General features: G+C 69.9%; 16 protein-coding genes. 12 read left to right on the top strand and 4 right to left on the bottom strand.

The window, feature by feature from the left end; all coding sequences use genetic code 11:
• Positions 1-14 precede the first annotated feature (14 nt).
• On the bottom strand, positions 15-743 hold the full coding sequence (locus tag O6P37_RS08830) for a TetR/AcrR family transcriptional regulator (protein ID WP_269893712.1): 729 nt from the start codon (positions 741-743) through the stop codon (positions 15-17).
• Positions 744-798: 55 nt separating this feature from the next.
• Between O6P37_RS08830 and O6P37_RS08835 the strand changes: the two genes are divergently transcribed.
• Complete coding sequence (locus tag O6P37_RS08835) at positions 799-1,539, top strand: DUF2306 domain-containing protein (RefSeq protein WP_269893713.1); 741 nt, start codon at positions 799-801, stop codon at positions 1,537-1,539.
• Here the strand turns inward: O6P37_RS08835 and O6P37_RS08840 are convergent.
• Positions 1,457-2,077 (bottom strand): TetR/AcrR family transcriptional regulator, encoded by a 621-nt coding sequence (locus O6P37_RS08840; protein WP_269893714.1) that lies wholly within the window; start codon positions 2,075-2,077, stop codon positions 1,457-1,459. The genes O6P37_RS08835 and O6P37_RS08840 overlap by 83 nt on opposite strands.
• A gap of 139 nt (positions 2,078-2,216) precedes the next feature.
• Here O6P37_RS08840 and O6P37_RS08845 point away from each other — a divergent pair, with 139 nt between their 5' ends.
• The 8 genes from O6P37_RS08845 (at position 2,217) to O6P37_RS08880 (ending at position 9,094) form a co-directional block, all read left to right on the top strand.
• Complete coding sequence (locus O6P37_RS08845) at positions 2,217-3,080, top strand: SDR family NAD(P)-dependent oxidoreductase (RefSeq protein ID WP_269893715.1); 864 nt, start codon at positions 2,217-2,219, stop codon at positions 3,078-3,080.
• A 17-nt stretch (positions 3,081-3,097) separates the two neighbouring features.
• Entirely contained in the window at positions 3,098-4,174 is a 1,077-nt protein-coding gene (locus O6P37_RS08850; protein ID WP_269893716.1) for an NAD(P)H-dependent amine dehydrogenase family protein, read from the top strand.
• Between the two features lie 76 nt (positions 4,175-4,250).
• Complete coding sequence (locus O6P37_RS08855) at positions 4,251-5,429, top strand: acyl-CoA dehydrogenase family protein (RefSeq protein ID WP_269893717.1); 1,179 nt, start codon at positions 4,251-4,253, stop codon at positions 5,427-5,429.
• A 13-nt stretch (positions 5,430-5,442) separates the two neighbouring features.
• The gene (locus tag O6P37_RS08860) at positions 5,443-6,519 is read left to right on the top strand and encodes an acyl-CoA dehydrogenase family protein (protein WP_269893718.1); all 1,077 of its coding nucleotides are present in this window, start codon (positions 5,443-5,445) and stop codon (positions 6,517-6,519) included.
• Entirely contained in the window at positions 6,516-7,016 is a 501-nt protein-coding gene (locus O6P37_RS08865; protein ID WP_269893719.1) for a MaoC family dehydratase, read from the top strand. Before O6P37_RS08860 ends, O6P37_RS08865 begins: the two co-directional genes overlap by 4 nt.
• A 9-nt stretch (positions 7,017-7,025) precedes the next feature.
• The gene (locus O6P37_RS08870; protein WP_269893720.1) at positions 7,026-7,463 is read left to right on the top strand and encodes a MaoC family dehydratase; all 438 of its coding nucleotides are present in this window, start codon (positions 7,026-7,028) and stop codon (positions 7,461-7,463) included.
• A complete protein-coding gene (locus tag O6P37_RS08875) occupies positions 7,460-8,662 on the top strand; it encodes a thiolase family protein (RefSeq protein ID WP_269893721.1) in 1,203 nt (400 codons plus the stop codon). Before O6P37_RS08870 ends, O6P37_RS08875 begins: the two co-directional genes overlap by 4 nt.
• Before the next feature lie 12 nt (positions 8,663-8,674).
• The gene (locus O6P37_RS08880) at positions 8,675-9,094 is read left to right on the top strand and encodes a Zn-ribbon domain-containing OB-fold protein (protein WP_269893722.1); all 420 of its coding nucleotides are present in this window, start codon (positions 8,675-8,677) and stop codon (positions 9,092-9,094) included.
• Between the two features lie 4 nt (positions 9,095-9,098).
• On the opposite strand, the gene O6P37_RS08885 is transcribed toward O6P37_RS08880, so the two are convergent.
• Positions 9,099-9,719, bottom strand: coding sequence for a PadR family transcriptional regulator (locus tag O6P37_RS08885; protein WP_269893723.1), 621 nt, complete (start codon positions 9,717-9,719; stop codon positions 9,099-9,101).
• Positions 9,720-9,818: 99 nt separating this feature from the next.
• On the opposite strand from O6P37_RS08885, the gene O6P37_RS08890 reads away from it, so the two are divergent.
• The 3 genes from O6P37_RS08890 to fadD1 are packed head-to-tail and all read left to right on the top strand — an operon-like array spanning position 9,819 to position 13,969.
• Positions 9,819-10,766 (top strand): alpha/beta hydrolase, encoded by a 948-nt coding sequence (locus tag O6P37_RS08890; RefSeq protein WP_269893724.1) that lies wholly within the window; start codon positions 9,819-9,821, stop codon positions 10,764-10,766.
• On the top strand, positions 10,763-12,367 hold the full coding sequence (locus tag O6P37_RS08895; RefSeq protein WP_269893725.1) for a flavin-containing monooxygenase: 1,605 nt from the start codon (positions 10,763-10,765) through the stop codon (positions 12,365-12,367). The genes O6P37_RS08890 and O6P37_RS08895 overlap by 4 nt, the downstream gene beginning before the upstream one ends.
• Before the next feature lie 9 nt (positions 12,368-12,376).
• Positions 12,377-13,969 (top strand): fatty-acid--CoA ligase FadD1, encoded by a 1,593-nt coding sequence (fadD1, locus tag O6P37_RS08900; protein ID WP_269893726.1) that lies wholly within the window; start codon positions 12,377-12,379, stop codon positions 13,967-13,969.
• On the opposite strand, the gene O6P37_RS08905 is transcribed toward fadD1, so the two are convergent.
• Entirely contained in the window at positions 13,951-15,210 is a 1,260-nt protein-coding gene (locus O6P37_RS08905) for a cytochrome P450 (protein ID WP_269893727.1), read from the bottom strand. The genes fadD1 and O6P37_RS08905 overlap by 19 nt on opposite strands.
• Positions 15,211-15,258 lie beyond the last annotated feature (48 nt).

The following is a 15,258-nucleotide window of genomic DNA, read 5'->3' on the forward strand; positions in this document are numbered from 1 at the left end:
CTGCGTCCCGGCGGTCACCGCGCGGTGTCGTCCACCCGCGCGTCGATGCCGTCGAGCAGCCACCGCAGGCCCGTGTCGAAACCGGCGAGGGCGTCGTCGTCGCCGTCGAACGCCCCGGCCGCCAGTGCGGCCGTCAGCGCCGGGAAGCGTTGCGGGTCGAGCACCGGGCGCAGCATCGCGGGGTAATCCGTTAGCTGTCCGCCCGCGGCCTCGATGTGCAGCGCCGCCGATCCCCGGACGAAGTGCAGGAGGGCCAGCACCGCGGACAGCTTCTCGGTCTCGGCCAGCCCGGTGCCCGAGACGGTGGCCAGGCCCGCCTCGAGCCAGGCGACCTGGCCGGGATCGGCGGGTGGGCCCGCCGCCGACGCCTGAAGCACCCACGGGTGCCGGTGGTAGACGGCCCACAGCCCGTGCACCCAGTCCGTGACGGCGTCACGCCAATTCGCCTGCGGCCGCGGGGGTGACGGGGCGCCCGGAGCCATCGCCAGCATGAAGGCGACCAGCTCGTCCTTGTTCGCGACGTGACGGTACAGCGACATGGTGCCGCAGCCCAGGCGTTCGGCCAGCCGGGCCATGGACACCGCCGCCAGACCGTCGGCGTCGGCGATCTCGACGGCGGCGGAGACGATCCGCTCCCGGTGCAGGCCGCGGGTCCGGGGCGGCACGCCGCCGCGTGCCTCGTCCTGCCAGAGCACCGTGAAGGGGCGGGGCAGTGCCGTCTGGTGGTCGTCGTCGCCGGTCATCTTCTCCACGATAGAGCTTGCGCACAGCCTGTGCGTATGGCCTACGCTAATGCGTATGTCATACGCATTCAGGCTGCCCGCGACACGGCGACGGCTTGTGCCCGCCGTCCTCCTCGTCGTCGTCGTGGCCGCCTTCCTCGCGTTCTCGCTGCCGCCCTACTTCAGCGGCGGCACCCGGGTGCCCGCGACCTTCGCGCTGCACTACCCGGTGCTGGTCTGCCACGTGATGCTCGGCGCGGTGGCGATGGTGTGCGCGGTCGCCCAGATGTCGCCCTGGCTGCGGCGACGCCATCCCGGACTGCACCGCCGCGTCGGCCGGGTCTACGTCTGCGCCGCGATTCCGGCGGCCCTGTCCGCGTTGGTGATCGGCGCGATGACGCCCTTCGGTCCGGTACTCGCGGCGAGCAACGTGGTGCTGGCCACCCTGTGGCTGTGGCTGACGATCGCCGGCTGGCGGGCCGGACGGCAAAGACACTTCGCCGCACACCGTCGGCACATGCTGCGCAGCGGTGTGCTGGCCCTGTCGACCATCACCAACCGGATTTGGACGCCCATCCTGTTCATCGCGCTGGAGCCGTTGCGGGACGGCGTGTTCGCAGGAGACGACGAGCGGTACCTGTGGCTGGTGGCCGGCCTCGGCGCGTGGCTGGGCTGGACCGTGCCCATGGTGGCGCTGCAGTGGTGGCTGACCCGCAAGCCGGAGCCGCCGACGGTCATGGACGCCGATCGAGGTATGCGCAGATCACCTCGACGAGCATCTGCCGGTCACGCGCCGTGTCGACCGGCCGAGCCATGATCAGCTGAGTGGTGACCAGGCCACGCAGGGTCGAGAGCAGGAGGTGGCTCAGCGCGGCGGTGCGGGCGGCGTCGAGATCCGCTCCAACACCGATGCCGAGTCCGGCGAAGGTCCTGGCGAGCTGGCCGAGGTGTTCGCCGGCGGCCGCGCCTCTCGTGGCGCGGGTGCCCACCAGGATCTCGATCGCGGCCCGCGACGTCGGACTCGACATCGCCGCCCAGGCCGCGCTCACCACCTGTTCCACCCGCTCGCGGGTGTCGGTCGTGGCGTCGGCGGGCGGCAACTGCCGCAGTGCCGCAAGCAGTTCGGCGAAGCCCTCGTCGACGACCGCCATGAGCAGGCCGTCCCGATCGCCGAAGTGGTACTGGATGACTCCCCATGTCATGCCTGCCCGCTCGGCGATGTGTTTGGCGCTGGCCGCGCCGATCCCCTCGTCGAGGACACACCGCACCGTCTCGGCGATCGCCGTGGCCCGGGTGCGCTCGGCGCGCGCCTGATTGCCGTGCGCGGGCCGGCGCGGCGCGACTCGGGGAGCCATGCGGACAAGGGGACCACACGTGGGGGATTGACATCAAAAGATTGAGCGCTTTATGGTTCCACGGCGGTCGAGGCCCGCATGTGGAGGGCGAAGCCCGCGGCGCCATCCGCGCGATGTGACCGCGAGAGGAATGACACCGATGGGTTCCCTGGACGGCAAGATCGCGATAGTCACCGGAACCAGCCGTGGTGTCGGCGTCGGCATTGCCCACGAGTTGCTGCGCGCCGGGGCCACCGTCATCGGCTGTTCGCGTACACCGCTGCCGGCCATCCCGGGAGTCGGTGAGCATCCCGGCTGGGCGGAGCGGTCGCAACAGTCGGTGTGCGACCAGGGCGATCACCGCGCCATCGACGCATTCGTGCAGCAGGTCGCCGACACCCACGGCCGCATTGACATCCTGGTCAACAACGCCGGCGGCACGGTTCCGGCGCCGCACGCGGAGGACATCCCCGAACTGGTGCAGAAGATCCAGGGCGCACCCCGCAGCGACGACGACTACGAGCGGACCGTGATGTTCCACGCGTTCGCCATCCAGATGAACCTCATCAGCCCACTGTGGTTCGCGGTCAGGGTTTTTCGTCAGATGCGGCACCAGGACGGCACCGGCTGCATCATCAACATCTCCAGCGGGGCATCGCATCCGGCCGGTTCGCCGACGCTGGTGTCCTACGGCGCGGCGAAGGCCGGACTCAACCAGATGACCCGTTCGCTCGCCGAGGAGTGGGGACCGCACGCGCGGGTCAACGCACTCGCCCTCGGCCCGCACCTGACCGACAACCTCCGGTCGTTCGTCCTTCCCGCCGACGATCCGGACGGCGCGGAATACTTCGCCAAGATCCCGCTGCGGCGCGGCGGCGAGCTCGACGAGGTCGGACGGCTCTGCGTGTTCCTCGCCGGTGGCGGCGCCGATTACGTCAACGGCACCACGATCGAAGTCGACGGCGGCATGATGCCCGGCGTGCTCTACGACGCAGGCCTCAAGACCATCACCGACCTGCTGTGAGCGGGCGGGAGGCGACCATGCGCGGGAAACGTCGGGTGATCCAGTTCTCCACCGGGAACGTCGGCGTCCATGCGCTGCGGGCGCTGATCGGCAGGCCCGACATCGAACTGGTGGGTGTGCACGCCAACGGCGCGGCCAAGATCGGACGCGACGCGGCCGAGTTGTGCGGCCTGGCCGAGCCGACCGGCGTCACCGCCACCGACGACATCGACGCGCTGCTGGCACTGAACGCCGACTGCGTCGTCTACACCTCACAGGCCGAGACGCGGCCCCGGGCGGCGATCGAGGAGATCGCCGGATTCCTCGAAGCGGGGGTCAACGTCGTCGGCACGTCGCTGGTCTGGCTGGTCGCCCCGCAACATGCCGACGCCTGGTTGCGCGAACCGCTGGAGCGGGCATGCCGCACCGGAGGCGCCACCCTGTACGTCAACGGCATCGACCCGGGCTTCTCCGGGGACACCCTGGTGCACGCGGCGCTCAGCCTCTCCACCAGGGCGACTGCGGTGACCGTGCAGGAGGTCTTCGACTACGGCTCCTACGACGACGCTGAATTCACCGGCGCCAGCTTCGGATTCGGCACCACGCCGGACCACACGCCGATCATGTTCTCGCCCGGAGTTCTGACGTCCCTGTGGGGCGGACAGGTGCGCACCCTCGCCGAGGGCCTGGGTGTCGAGCTCGACGACGTGCGCGAGCGGCACGAGAAGTGGGTGACGCCGCAGCCCATCGACTGCACGATGATGACGGTCGAACCCGGCCGGGTCGCGGCGGTGCGGTTCGGGGTCGAGGGCGTCGCCGACGGGCGGGCGGTGATCACCATGGAGCACGTCAACCGGCTCACCAAGGCGGCCGCACCGGACTGGATCTACCCGCCGGAAGGCAGGCCCGGCGTGCACCGCGTCGTGGTGCAGGGCGACCCCGGTGTGGAGATCAACGTCCACGTCGGGATCGGGATCGACCACAACCAGGGCGGGGTCATCGCCACCGCCGCGCGCGCGGTCAACGCCGTCGGCGCCGTCTGCGACGCCCCGGCGGGCATCCTGGCCGCACACGACCTGAGGCCTGCCGATCACCTCCGCGGCACGATGTGGTGACGGCGCAGGGCGGATCCCGAAACTCTTTCTTTTCGAAATAGTCCGGAGAGACACGCCTGCGGCTAGGCTGCCGCTCGTGGATGACGGCCTCGATCCGGCGCACCAGGCCTGGGTCGGCGAAGTTCGGGCGTTCCTGCGCGACTCGGTGACACCGGCGCTCGTAGCCGAACTGGCCGAACACGGTCTCGAACGCATCGGCGGCGAAGTGTCGGCATTCCGGCGCAAGGTCGGCGAGAAGGGCTGGTTCGGCGTCACCTGGCCGAAGGAGTACGGCGGACTCGGGCTCGGCGCCATGCATCAGCACCTGCTGATGCGGGAGTTCGAGTACTGGGGCGTCCCGGGGCCGGATCTGACGGTGACCTCGGTGGCGCCGATGATCATGCGTCACGGCACCGACCAGAACAGGCGCGAATTCCTCCCTCCGATCGCCAGGGGCGAGCTGACCTGTGCCGTCGGCTATTCCGAACCGGACGCAGGCACCGATCTCGCCGCCCTGCGCACCCGCGCCGTCCGTGACGGTGACGAGTGGGTGATCAACGGATCGAAGATCTGGAACAGCGGCGCACAGCGCAGCACCCACGAGTGGCTCTGTGTGCGCACCGATCCCGATGCCCGGCGGCACCGCGGCATCTCGGTGCTCATCGTGCCGCTCGACCGCCCCGGGATCGAGATCCGGCCGCTGACCGCGTGGTCCGGCTACCGCACAAATGAGGTGTTCTTCCGCGACGTCCGGGTTCCCGCAACGAATCTGATCGGTGAGGAGAACCACGGGTGGACCTACATCACCGGCGCCCTGGATCTCGAGCGCGGCGCGCTCACGAACGCCGGTGACCTGCGGCGTGCACTCGACGAACTGCAGCGCCACGCCCGGCTCCCGCGGCGCGACGGTTCGGTGCCCGCAGGCAATCCGTTCTTCGTGCGGCGTCTCCTGCAGGCCGAGGCCGACGTCGACGTGGCGATGCTGATGGGACTGGAGGCCGCATCGATGCTCGACACAGGTGTCATCCCGACCGTCGAGGTGAGTGTCGAGAAGGTCTTCACCAGCGAGCTGCGCCAACGGATCGCCGACCTCGCCATCGACCTGCTCGGACCGGACGGCCTGCTGGCGCACCGGACGCCCGGCGCCCCCGCCGACGGCGTCTTCGAGCGGCTGTACCGAGCCGCGCCGTTGATGCGGTTCGGCGGCGGCACCAACGAGGTGCTGCGCGACGTCATCGCACAGCGCGGCCACGGCATGCCGTCCTACGGACGCTGACCGGGGACCCGACGTGCGCCTGCTGCCCGACGAGGACGAACTCGAGTTCACCGCGATGCTGCGGCGACTCTTCGCGGCGAACTCCGAGTCACCCGGCGTGTGGGGACTTCTCGCCGATGCGGGCATCCTCGGACTCGCCCTACCCGAAACTTACGGCGGGTCCGGCGGATCGCTGAAGGACCTCGGTGCCTTCTCGGTGGAGGCGGGCCGCGGCCTGTGCCCGACGATCGTGCACAGCACCATCATCGCCGGCCTTGCCGTGAACGCCATCGGCACGGCCGAACAGCGTGCCGCGCTGCTGCCCGGCATCGCCGCCGGAACACGCCGGTACGCAACGGCTCTGTGGTCGGCCGTCAACGCGCGCCTCGTCACGCCCACGCTGCTCGCCGCACCCGACGGCGAGGGCTGGCTGCTCAACGGCTGCGCCGACTTCGTGCTCGACGCGGCACACGCCGACCTCGTCATCGTCTCCGGCACAGACACCGCCGACACACGATCGCTGGTGTTCGTGGTGTCCACCCTGTCCCCGTCGCTGCGCGCCGAACCGCTGACGATGATGGGCGGGCAGACCGCGGCGCGGCTGCACTTCGACGGCGTCAGGGTCGACGACCGCCGCATGGTGCTCGGCGCCACCGGGGGAGTGATCGACGACCAGCTGCACCGGCTCGCCACGGTCGCCACCGCCCTGATATCCCTCGACCTCGTCGGGGTCGGCGAGGCTGCCCTGCAGCGCACCGTCGACCACACCGTGCTGCGCCACCAGTTCGGCAGGCCCATCGCGTCGTTCCAGGCCGCACAGCATCTGGTGGCCGACATGCACATCGCCCTTGCGGCGGCACGGCTGTCCTGCTGGGCGGCGGTGTCACTCCTCGACGACGGTCATGACGCCACCCGCCGGACCGCCGTCGCCCGCATGCACGCCGCAGGTGCCGCCAAGCTCGCCACCCTCGACGCGCACCAGCTGCACGGCGGCATGGGATACGTCGTCGACACCGACCTGCACCGGTATTCCGAACGGGCGCGGGTGCTCTCCACGCTCGGCGGCGGCGCCGACGTGGCCGCGACCTGGCTGGAGGGAGCCGACTCGTGAACCAGGACAGCCTGATCGACGCCGAATCCGCGGCCCGGGTGGGCACCGTCGCCGCCCGTGCCACCGGGGACGTGCACCGGTTGCAGTGGCAGCGCTGGGCGGCGGCGGTGGGTGACCACAACCCGCTGTGGTTCGACCCGGAGTACGCCCGCGCCAACGGGTACGACGACGTGATCTGTCCGCCGCTGTACCTGCAGTACGCGGTGCTCGGTGTCGCGGCGCTGGCCGACCTGCGCCCCGACGGTTCGTCGGGAGCGGTGTCCGGCGGGCTGGCCTTCCCCCGCGCGCCGCGCCGGATGGCCGGCGGCGAAACCACCACGTTCCATCTGCCCGCCTATCACGGCGACGAGGTCGAGATGGTCCGCACCATCGAGTCGATCGTCGAGAAGCAGGGCAGGTCAGGCCGTTTCGTGCTGGTGACATGGCACACCGGCTACCACAATCAGCACGGTGCGCTGCTGGCCGAGGCCACCACGTCGATGATCGCCCGGCCATAGGAGACCCGAGTGACCGAGCAGTTGTGCTACGAGGACGTCGAACCCGGCGACGCGATCACCCCGCTCGCGGTGACCGTGGACCGGACGCAGATGTTCTTCTTCAGCGCCGCCACCTACAACGGTCATCGCATCCACTACGACAGGGACTGGGCGACGACCGTCGAGGGATACGACGACGTACTGGTGCAGGGCCCGTTGCAGTCCGCCCTGCTGGCACGCGCCCTCACCGACTGGATCGGCGGCCGCGGCCGGCTGCTCCGGTACTCGGTGCAGAACCGCGCCGTGGCCTACCCCGGTGAGGAGCTGACGTTCGCAGGGACGGTGACGGCCAAGCGGATGGACGACGGGGTCGGCCTCGTCGACGTCGACATCACGGGCCGACGGGGAGACACGGTGCTCATGCCGGGAACGGCGACGGTGGCCCTGCCGAGGCGGGACGGCGGATGACGGGACTGCGTGGCGAAGCGGCGATCGTCGGGATCGCGGAACTGCCCGCCCAGCGCAAGCAGACCCGTCCCGAGCTCTTCACCATCGACCAGTACGCCGCGCTGGCCGCGATGGTGAGCCGGGACGCCGGCCTGGACGCCGCCGTGATCAACGGCATCGTCTGCCACGGCATCGCCGAATCGGCCATGTTCGCCCCGGCCACCCTCAGCGAATACCTGGGGTTGCCCATCGATTTCGGCGAGCGGGTCGACCTGGGCGGCGCCACGTCGGCAGGCATGGTGTGGCGCGCGGCCGTCGCCGTCGAATTGGGCCTCTGCGATGCCGTGCTCGCCGTCGTCCCCGGGTCGACGATGCTCCCGCGGTCACAGCGCCGACCCCCGCAGCAGCCCGCCTGGTACGGCGCGTCGAGCAACGAGTTCGGTTCGCCGCAGGCCGAGTACGAGATCCCGTACGGCAACGTCGGCCAGAACGCGCCCTACGCCCAGATCGCCCGGCGGTACGCGGCGCTGTACGGATACGATCCCGTCGCGCTGGCCAAGATCGCCGTCGACCAGCGCACAAATGCGTGCGCTCATCCCGGCGCGGTGTTCCACGGCAAGCCGCTCACCGTCGAGGACGTGCTGGACAGCCCGATGATCGCCGACCCCATCCACATGCTGGAGACCGTGATGCGCGTCCAGGGCGGCGCGGGCGTGCTGATCGCCAACGCCGACCTCGCGGCGCGTTCCCGGCACCGGCCGGTGTGGATCAAGGGCTTCGGGGAACACATCGCCTTCAAGACGCCGACCTACGCCGACGACTTGATGGTGACCCCCGTCGCCCGGTCGTCGGCGAAGGCGTTCGCGATGGCCGGCCTGACCCAGGCCGACGTGGATGTCGCGTCGGTCTACGACTGCTACACCATCACCGTCCTGATGAGCCTGGAGGACGCCGGCTTCTGCCCTAAAGGCCTAGGCGCACAGTGGATCAACGAAACCGATCTGACCTATCGGGGCGACTTCCCGCTCAACACCGCCGGTGGCCAGCTGTCCTTCGGGCAGGCCGGCATGGCGGGTGGCATGCACCACGTGGTCGACGCCGCGCGCCAGGTGATGGGCCGCAGCGCGGACGCCCAGGTGGCCGGCTGCGACGTCGCCTTCGTCACCGGCACCGGCGGCATCATGAGTGAGCAGGTGGCCCTGGTGCTGGGAGGTGACTGACAGGTGACCGGCATGACCCCCGAATCGCGGCCTGCTGTGCCGCTGCCCGAGCCGACTCCGGTGTCCGCACCGTACTGGCACGCGCTGACCGAACACCGCATCGTGATCCAGTACAGCCCGTCGCTGGGACGTCACGTGTTCTATCCCCGAACCCTGGCGCCGGGGACGCTGGCCGACGACCTGGAGTGGCGCGAGATCTCCGGCGCCGGTGAGCTGTTCACCTACACCGTGGCGCGACGGCCCACCGGTCCGCCATGGGCAGATGCGCTGCCGCAACTGCTCGCCGTCGTCCAGTGGGACGAGGGACCGCGTGTCAGCACCGAACTGGTCGACGTCGATCCGGAGCAGATCCGGGTGGGGATGCGGGTCACCCCGGTGTTCCACGACGTGCCAGGCACCGGCGTGACGCTGCTGCGGTACCGGCCGGCGTGAGACGTCAGGACTTGCGTCGGGCCTTGCGCCTGCGCTTGGCGGCGAGCCGGTCCAGTTCGGCGAGCAGGGTGTCGGCGCGGGCGCACTCGTCGGCGTAGTACTGCGCCGACCAGTTGAGCACCGCGACGGGGTACTCCCATTCGGGCACCGGCGCCGCACCCTCGGCGTGGTCCTGGGCGAGCACCCTCATGCGTTCGGACTGCGCGCGATGCGCCAGCACCATCTCACGCAGCTTCGCCGGATCGGCGGTATGGCCCAACCACGCCCGCAACATGATGCCGTGTTTGAGCACCGCGGGCTCCGGTGCCGCCTCGGCCGTCCACGCGGACACGGCCCGTTCGCCCTCGGGGGTGATGCGGTAGACCCGCTTCTCGCGCTCACCGCGCTTGCGCGCGACGTTCTTGTTGTCGTCCAGGCGTGACGCGACCAGACCCAGCTCCTCGAGCTTGTGCAGCTCGCCGTAGATCTGGCTGTAGGACGGCGCCCAGTAGAAGAACTTCAGGCTCCAGTCGGCCCAGCGCTTCATGTCGAAACCCGACAGCTCCTGACCGAAGGACAGCAGGCCCAGCACCGCGTAGCTCGTCGCCCGCAGTCGCGGACCCGGCTCCGGGTGGTCGTCGGCCATGGCGACACCCTAGATGAGCGGCCGGCCGGGGATGCCGACAATCCGGCCCGGCCCCATCTCTATTTCTGATAGAAACAGGTCACCACCCACGAGGAGCCCATGGACGACGGAGTAGCCGCGATGCTGCGGACGCTCGACGACGCCTTTCCGGCGGTCGAGCAGATGTCCGCCGAAGCGGCGCGCGCGGCGGTGGCGGCCAGGCGCCAGGCGGTGACCAACGTCGACGACGCCGCCGCCCGTGACCGCGTCATCGACACCGCGGCCGGATCCATCGGCGTGCGAATCTACCGGCCGCACGGTCACGGCGACACGCCACTTCCCGGCGTGGTGTTCTACCACGGCGGCGGATTCGTGTTGTGCGACATCGAAAGCCACGATGGATTCTGCCGGGAGATGTCCCGCCACACCGGATCGGTGGTGGTCTCGGTCGGCTACCGGCTCGCACCCGAGCACCCGGCGCCCGCCGCCGCGGAGGACGCCTTCGCGGCCTTCGACTGGGTAACCCGCAACGCCGCGGAACTCGGCGTCGACCCCCGGCGCATCGCGGTGGCGGGAGACAGTGCCGGCGGCAATCTCGCCGCCGTCGCGTCGATCCTGTGCCGGGAACGGGGCACGGTCCCGCCGCTCGCGCAGATCCTGCTCTATCCGGTGATCGACCCGTCATGCGACAGCGTCAGCCAGCGCCTGCGCGCCAACGGATATGCCACCACCCGTGCTGCCCTGCAATGGTATTGGCGGCAGTACCTCGGTGGAACGGCGCTGCCCGAGCCGGCCCACCTCGTCGCGCCCGCACGCGCTGACTCGCTGGCGGCGCTGCCCGCGGCGATCGTGGTCACCGCCACCCTCGACCCGCTGCACAGCGAGGGCGCGGCATACGCCCGGCGACTGCGCGACGACGGTACCGCGGTGCTGCACCGCGACTTCCGCGGTCTCTTCCACGGCTTCCTCACCATGATGGCCTTCCCGCCCGCGGTCGCCGCCCGCGAACTGCTGTGGTCGGACATGCGCCACCTGCTCGCCGCCCGTGTCGCGGAGGCGGTGTCGTGACCGGCGGGCACCACGACGTGATCGTGATCGGTGCTGGCTTCGCGGGGTTGTACGCGGTACATCGCGCCGCCGCGGCCGGTCTGAGCGTGATGGGTATCGACGCCGCCGACGGCGTTGGCGGAACCTGGTATTGGAACCGCTACCCGGGCGCGCGCTGCGACGTGGAGAGCGTCGACTACTCGTACTCCTTCGACGAGGACCTGCAGCAGTCGTGGACGTGGACCGAGCGGTTCGCCGGCCAGCCGGAGATCCTGGCCTACCTGGAGCACGTCGCCGACCGGTTCGATCTGACCCGCCACTACGTGTTCGGCACGGCCGTGACGGGCGCCGCCTTCGACGAGCTGACCGGGACGTGGGAGGTGCGCGCGTCGACCGGCGCCCACCACCGTGCCTCGTTCCTGCTGTGCGCCACCGGCTGCCTGTCCGCGGTCAACCGGCCGGACCTGCCGGGCGTCGGAGACTTCGCCGGCGAGGTCTACCACACGGCCGCCTGGCCCCAGCGCGACCCCGACTTCACCGGCAAGCACGTCGGGCTGGTCGGCACCGGGTCCTCGGGCATCCAGGCCGCACCTCTCATCGCGGCGTCGGCCGCGTCACTGACCGTCTTCCAGCGGTCGCCGAACTACAGCGTGCCGATGCCGAATCACCCATGGACCGACGACGACATGCACCGCATCCGGGCGGAGTACGCCGAGCGGCGCCGCCGGTCGGCGTACGCGCCCGCGGGGACGCCGCACACCAGCCCGGCCGGAGCCGCCGCCGCCACCAGTCCCGAGGAACGCGAAGAGGCGCTGCGGCAGCGATGGACCGAGGGTGGCGTGCTGTTCAGCAAGACGTTCGCCGACCAGTTGACCGACCTGGCCGCCAACGACATCGCGCGCGAGTTCGCCGAGGCACGCATCAGGGAGCTCGTCGCCGATCCGGCGGTCGCCGACGACCTCGTCCCGGCCGACCATCCGATCGGCACCAAGCGCATCTGCACCGACACGGGGTACTACGAGACGTTCAATCTCGACCACGTCAGCCTGGTCAACCTGCGCCGCGAGCCCATCACCGCCGTCACGGCCGGTGCCGTGCAGACAACCACGTCCGAATACCCCTGTGACGTACTGGTGTTCGCCACCGGTTTCGACGCGATGACCGGCGCGCTGAGCCGCATCGACCCGGTCGGCGGGGGCAGTGCCCGGCTGGGTGACCTGTGGGCCGACGGACCGGTCACGTTCCTCGGGATGATGATCCCGAAGCTGCCGAACCTGTTCAGCTTCAGCGGACCGGGCAGCCCGTCGGTGCTGGCCAACATGGTCCTGCACGCCGAGGTCCAGGTCGACTGGGTGATGGCGTTGATCACCGAGGCCCGCGCGCTGGGTGTCACCCAGGTGGAACCCCGTGCCGACGCCGCCGACGCGTGGACCCGGCACGTCACCGAGGTGGCCGAGGGCACTCTGTTCGTCCACGCCGCCTCGTCGTGGTATCTCGGCGCGAACATCGAGGGCAAGAAGCGGGTGTTCATGCCGTACGTCGGGGGATTCGGCAACTACCGCAGGCAGTGCGACGACGTCGCCGAGAACGACTACGCCGGACTGGTGTTCACGTCACGATGAGGACGCCCCATGCATGAGACCATTCAGCAGGTCCTTCGCGACCGCATGGACGACGACGGCATCGCGGTCATGCACGGGGACCGGACGTGGTCCTGGCGCGAGCATCTCGCCGAGGCCGCCGCCGAGGCGTCGGCGATGATCGACTCGGCCGATCCGGCCCGGCCGCTGCATGTCGGGGTGCTGCTCGGCAACACCCCGCCGATGTTGCGATCCATGGCCGCCGCCGCACTGGGCGGCTACGTGCTGTGCGGCATCAACACCACCCGCCGCGGCGCGGGTCTGCTCGACGACATCCGCCGATCGGATTGTCAACTGCTGCTGGTCGATCCCGACCACCTGGCGCTGCTCGACGAGCTGGATCTGACCGGCGTGACAGTCATCGACGTGACATCACCGGCCTATTTGAAGGCGGTCGGCGCCGCGGGAGCGCTAGTGCCGCACCGCGAGGTCGAGGCCACCGACCCGATGATGCTGATCTTCACCTCGGGCACCAGCGGCAACCCGAAGGCGGTGCCGTTCGCTCACGTGATGGCGGTGCTGAGCGGCAGTAGCCTGGTGCTGCAACACGACATCACCCCCGACGACGTCTGCTATCTGTCGATGCCGCTGTTCCACTCGAACGGCGTGGCGGGCGGTTGGTCGGTGGCCGTCTGCAGCGGCGCGGCGATGGTGCCCGCCAAGTTCTCGGCCTCACGCTTCCTCGACGACATCCGGCGCTACGGCGCCACGTACATGAACTACGTCGGCAAGCCGCTCGCACTGGTGCTCGGTACCCCGGAGCGACCGGACGACGCCGACAACCCGCTGCGGGTCGCGTTCGGCAACGAGGCCGCCGACCGTGACATCGAGGCATTCGCACGGCGGTTCGGCTGCCGGGTGATGGACGGGTTCGGCTCCAGCGAGTTCGCCGTCATCGTGGTCCGCGAGGACGGGACCCCGCCCGGATCCATCGGCAAGGGCTGGGAGGGCGTCGCCGTCTACCACCCCGACACCGTGACCGAATGCGCGACAGCGGTGTTCGACCAGACCGGTGCGCTGGCCAATTTCGACGATGCGGTGGGTGAACTGGTCAACACCACCGGCGGCGGTGCGTTCGGCGGGTACTACAACGATCCCGGCGCCACCGACGAGCGCATGCGCCACGGCATGTACTGGTCCGGAGACCTCGCCTACCGTGACGCCGAAGGATGGATCTACCTGGCGGGACGCACCGCCGACTGGATGCGGGTCGACGGCGAGAACCTCGCCGCCGCACCGATCGAACGAATCCTGCTGAGGCTGCCGGAGCTCAACCAGGTCGCGGTCTACGCGGTGCCCGACCCGCAGGTCGGCGACCAGGTGATGGCCGCGGTCGTCCTGAACGACGGTGCCGAACTCACCCCCGCTCAGCTCGAGGCCTTCCTCGCCGCACAACAGGATCTGTCCCCCAAGGCGTGGCCCCGGTTCGTCCGCATCAACGACGCACTGCCGCAGACGGCCACCAACAAGATCCTCAAGCGCGAACTGATCAAGTACGGCGTGACCGCCGGTGGGGGAGCGCTGTGGGAGCGGCCGGTCCGGTCCCGCACGTATCGGCCCGTCCGCTACGCCGGTGCGGACTGATCTGTCCGACGGCCGCCGGTGTAGTCGACCTCCCAGTGCTTGATGCCGTTGATCATGCTCGACCGCAGGCGCTCGGGATCTCCGAGCGGCTTCAGGTCGGGGAGGTGATCGGCGATGGCATTGAACATCAGGTCGATCGTCATCCTCGCGAGGTTGGCGCCGACACAGTAGTGCGCGCCGGTGCCACCGAATCCGAGGTGGGGGTTGGGGTGTCGCAGGATGTCGAATCGGGACGGCTCGTCGAAGACGTCCTCGTCGAAGTTCGCCGACCGGTAGAACAGCACCAGCCGCTGCCCCTTGCGGATGCGGACGCCGCCGAGTTCGGTGTCCTGCAACGCGGTGCGCTGGAACGCGTTGATCGGGGAGGCCCAGCGGATGATCTCGTCAGCTGCGGTCTTCGGGCGGCGGGCCTTGAACAGCTCCCACTGCTCGGGGTGCTCGGTGAAGGCCATCATCCCCTGCGTGATGGACTGGCGCGTCGTCTCGTTGCCCGCGATGGTCAACGTGACGACGAACATCCCGAACTCGGCCTCCGTCAGCTGGCCCTCGTCGTCGGCGTCCATCAACGCACTGACGATGTCCTCGCTGCGCTGACCGGCCTTGCGCTGCGCCAATTGCATGGCGTACCACATCAACTCGGCCGCTGAGCCCAGCGAGTCGTATCCGGCGAACTCGGGGTCCTCGTCACCGATCATCTGGTTGCTCCAGTCGAACAGCTTCTCCCGGTCCTCCTGCGGTACGCCGAGCAGACCGGCGATGGCCTGCAGCGGTAGTTCGCGGGCGACGTCGAGCACGAAGTCGCCGGTGGACAGTCCCGCCGCCGCGGCCGCGATGCGCTGAGCGCGCTGATCGAGTTCGGCGCGCAACCGCTCGACGGCCCTCGGGGTGAAGCCGCGGGAGATGATCTTGCGCAGCCGCGTGTGCTCCGGATCGTCCATCATGATCATCGACGCGCGGCCGGCCTCGATCTGACCGCCGCCGCCGGTGACCTTGTACCGGGGCACCACCGACTTCTCGGACGAGGAGAACACGTCGCTGCGCACCGAGACCTCGCGCACGTCGCGGTGCTTGGTCACCACCCAGTAGCCGCCGTCGCCGAAGCCGCCGACGTCGGGTGGCTGGGCATTCCACCACAGCGGCGCCGAGCGTCGCAGCTCGGCCAGTTCCTCCACGGGCAACCGGTGGACGTAGATGTCGGGGTCGGTGAAGTCGAAGCCGGGTGGCAGCAGCGGAGCGGGCATGTCGGCACCTCTCTAACTCTTCCGCTTAGGAATACCTCACAGTGGTGC

It is taken from the genome of Mycobacterium hippophais (assembly GCF_027529605.1).
Taxonomy (GTDB): domain Bacteria; phylum Actinomycetota; class Actinomycetes; order Mycobacteriales; family Mycobacteriaceae; genus Mycobacterium; species Mycobacterium arseniciresistens.